At 51.0% G+C, this 3738-nt stretch carries 5 protein-coding genes; all 5 read right to left on the bottom strand.

The window, feature by feature from the left end:
• The coding region (gene coaE / locus VAE48_RS07950; protein WP_322792787.1) for a dephospho-CoA kinase at nt 1–828 on the bottom strand (828 nt) is incomplete at its 3' end.
• A 96-nt stretch (nt 829–924) separates the two neighbouring features.
• Nucleotides 925–1797, bottom strand: a complete 873-nt coding sequence (locus VAE48_RS07945; RefSeq protein ID WP_322792786.1) for a hypothetical protein — start codon at nt 1795–1797, stop codon at nt 925–927.
• Complete coding sequence (locus tag VAE48_RS07940) at nt 1794–2663, bottom strand: hypothetical protein (RefSeq protein WP_322792785.1); 870 nt, start codon at nt 2661–2663, stop codon at nt 1794–1796. Before VAE48_RS07940 ends, VAE48_RS07945 begins: the two co-directional genes overlap by 4 nt.
• Nucleotides 2664–2675: 12 nt before the next feature.
• A complete protein-coding gene (locus VAE48_RS07935) occupies nt 2676–3317 on the bottom strand; it encodes a flavodoxin domain-containing protein (RefSeq protein ID WP_322792784.1) in 642 nt (213 codons plus the stop codon).
• Nucleotides 3314–3565, bottom strand: a complete 252-nt coding sequence (locus VAE48_RS07930) for a hypothetical protein (protein ID WP_322792783.1) — start codon at nt 3563–3565, stop codon at nt 3314–3316. Before VAE48_RS07930 ends, VAE48_RS07935 begins: the two co-directional genes overlap by 4 nt.
• Between the last annotated feature and the right edge of the window lie 173 nt (nt 3566–3738).

Raw genomic sequence — 3738 nt, 5'->3', positions numbered from 1 at the left:
CTGCCAGCCGATTAGCCCCTTCAGCTGCTGATCAAGGCGCAACAATAAGAAGGCTTTTTCACCAAAAGCCGCCATCACATCCTCGCTGGTCATGGGCTTGCCTTTCTTATCAAGCCGATTGAAAAGGCTGGCAATTTCGCTAGAATGATGTGGGCGGCCGCGTTCAATTTGTAATTGCCCTTTGATCGCCGGGGCTGTTACCGCTTGAGAGGGGATTTCTTCTGCCAGCGGCACATATTTGCGCCACGCTGCGACGACCTGTTTCCAGGTTTCATCAAAGGTGCCGGCATTGCGGATGACAACGTCCGCAGCAGCGATTTTCTCTTCCTGAGGCGGCTGGCTGACGATACGCTGACGGGCGTCCTTTTCGGTCATTCCACGGTTCTTAATCAGACGCGCCAGCTGGATTTCCGGCGGTGCATATACCACCCACACACTATCGCACTGCTTTGCCATGCTCGATTCGATCAGTTTGATTGCTTCGACGACAATGACCGGTTGAGTGGCCCGCCGAATCAGGTAATCGGCCCCTTGCCGCACCAGTGGGTGAATGATGCTTTCCAGTTTTGCCAGCGCTTCAGGGTCGCCAAAAACAATTCTGCCCAATCGTCCGCGGTCAATCTCACCATCCGGTTTGAGGATGTATTTGCCAAAATAATCCACCACCGCGGCGTAGCCGGGTGCGCCTTTGGCAATCACACGGTGCGCCAGCGCATCGGCATCAATCCCATACGCGCCAAGATGCTCCAACATGCGCCGCACCACACTTTTGCCGGTGCCGATATTACCGGTCAAACCAATCACATATTTACCCGCCCAGTGACTCACCCTGTCTCCTGTTTGGTTTCAAAGATTAAAAGAATACTGAATTCATTTTATCTTTGGGGGGCGAGAATGTCAAAGGAAAAGTTCCTTTGGTTTGTTTCAGGATTGAGATATGTTCCTGAACAAAGCGAAGGCCAAACCGAGGGCAATCAAACTGGGGAGGATAAAGGGAATTACATAGGCTGCATATTCCTGCGGTGTATGGATGATACCATCCATGGCTTGAACCAAGCTTTGTCCGGCTACCACAAGACCTGTAAAAACCAGGAAGATGAGCAGCAACGCACCGAGCCGAATACCCTGCGGGTTACGTTTCCATAATTGGAAAGCGGCCAGGTATACCGCGGGAAAAAGGATGGCCAAATCCAGAACATAGGTGATTTCGGTATGGTAGTGATCGAGATGGGCGGGTGGCTTCCCTTGAATCAGGGCAGTGATAATATCCAATACCCAGATGAGCAGGGATAAGCCGCTGAAAGCACAAAAACCTGCAATCCAGCGGTATGGCATGGTTGGGCGGATTTTTTCAACAAGGGTGGGCATTTCAATAGATTGGAACAGCATAATAAAACTGTACAGACTCAGCGAAAAGCAAAGGATATAAACCAGAAGCATCTCGCTCCAGTATGCGCCAAGGGCAAGTGAGGCACTGTTATAGACAAAAAACGCCTGAATGCCAAGCAGCACCAGTTTTGATGTTACATCTCCCCGCCTTGACTTTCGGGCAGCCATCCAGAGCGAAGGCACAGCCACAAAAAGGGTTACCGCATCGGTGCCGCGCAGGATACCACCTTTGAATTGGCTGTCGTTCCGATATAAACCTCGCGCATACAGGGTAACCTCTTCCCCCTGCGGAGTGATGACACGCTCGGGTTGACTTTTATTTGAAAGAAATAAACCGGCCGCCGAATAAATGATTGCAAGTATTGCGATCAAATAGGATGCCCAAATGGAGAAAGAAACGGTCTTCATTTTACTCCCTGTACCTCCTTCACATTTTTTAGCAGGAAGATGGTCATTACCATGCCTGCCAGCGCCATGCCCGGGAAAATGATCAGCTCCACCGGGCTGACCGGAACACCAAGGCGAGCCATGTTGAGCGCCATCAAACTGACGGCAGTGCCGAGAGTCAGGAATTTGATTAGACCAACCGAGGCCAGCAGGTAACCCCACGGTCGTCGGCGCAGCAATAACACTCCCGAAAGGATGCATACCGGTACAACAATCCCCAAATCCATTGCTTGGATGAACATGCTGGTTGTGTTTTCGAGTAGGGGAACAGCGCCCGGCATGAATGTTGGCGCAATGCGTCCCAACCACGCCAGTGAGAGAAAAGCAGCTGCAAAGAACAACAATCCGGCAATCCAACGGCGCGGTAGTTTTTCGGAAAAATGGGCGGTCAGAGAGTTAACCTCAAAGGACATCATGCTCAACACGAAAGCAAACAGGCTCAGGCTGAAAAGAGCAACATAAATCAGGAAAAAAGGATTGTAGGCCGCGCCAAAACACATGGTGATGTAGGTATAGAGAATAAAACCGAGGGTACCGGTCAGGAGAAGTTTGCCACGCAACGAACCTTTTTGGGTGAGGCGGTAAGATACACCCAGCAAGGGTAGCGCAAGGAACAGGGTTACCGCATCGTTTGCCTGCATTTGAGCGGCGGAACTGACCGTGTCCCAGTAGTACAATCCGCGGGCGTTGATAGTGACATCTTCTCCGCGGAAGTTGACCAGACTGAAAGGCTGACCGGCGGCGGGATATAGGCCGCCGCCAGCAGCAATCAAAGCCAGCCCGATAATGATTGGCACAAGTATGCGTAAGGCAGAAGGTGACTTCATTTTGCTCCACTTTCAGGCAAAGACCGATTCAGCGAAGGCGTTGATCGTATTCCAGTCGCGTAAATCTTCATCTTTGGCTTTCATCACATTGGAAATGAAACGGTCGAGGAATGAAAGTTTAGCCAGCTCCATTTTGCCGAGAAAGAAGACTTCTTCAGCGGGTGAAATCCACTCGCGGACCGCGTTCAAATAGGCCTGTCGGTTGGTGCGGCTCTCCTCATCATTGCCGCTGTTCAACATATGGACGGTAAAAACGGCAACCGGCATTGGTTCCAACAGGGTGCGGTTTTCCTTGATGAAATCAATGACTTCCGGCAGCCAGCTGCCCATCCGGATGGGGCTGCCCAAAATCACAGCGTCATAGTCCGACGGGTTGGGCTGTTTTTTGACCGGCAGGACATCTACGCTGTAGCCGCGCTGCGAGAGGGTTTGTCCAATTGTGGCAGCAATTTCGGCAGTTGAACCGGCGCGGGTTGAGTAAGTGACCAAAATTTTCTTCATGGCATTTTCCTTTTCAAGATTCATTTCGGGTAAGTCAACTTGGGGTTGGCGGGTAGCCGCGTAACCCAAACTGGAGCAGGTGAAGGCGGTAGCCGCCAGCCCAACTCCGGCGATTTTCAAAAATTCACGACGGGAAACTCTTTTTTCACTCATTCGATTTGCTCCATTTCGTTTTGAAGCTCAACCAGGAGCACCGTAACACCGAGATTATGCAGCTGACGAATCAAACCCAGCATGCCCGCCTGATCGGTTTGCAGATTAGACAGGGTTGTCCTGCCGTGCTGGTGGCTGAGGGTGAACCCGGGCGAACAATAATTCTGGAGGAAGTCTTCGTCCATGACTCCCTTGATGATGATGCGGTAGCGATCTGGTTGTGGTTGAGGTGGAACGTATTCATTCATGTCCCTAGTTTAGGACATTTCATGCTGAAATGGACTACATGGAGATGTAGTCTGAAAGTGGCGGAGAATGTGGTTTCTTTCTAAGATAACGTCAGTTTGGGATAAATCCTTTTTGCATCCGATTTCAGAATTTTGCCCCCTCCTGCGCCTCCCCCAATATCGCAGAAGCGATA

Source organism: Bellilinea sp. (assembly GCF_034432615.1).
Taxonomy (GTDB): Bacteria; Chloroflexota; Anaerolineae; order Anaerolineales; family Anaerolineaceae; genus Bellilinea.
This window is presented reverse-complemented; position numbering and strand designations above follow the sequence as displayed.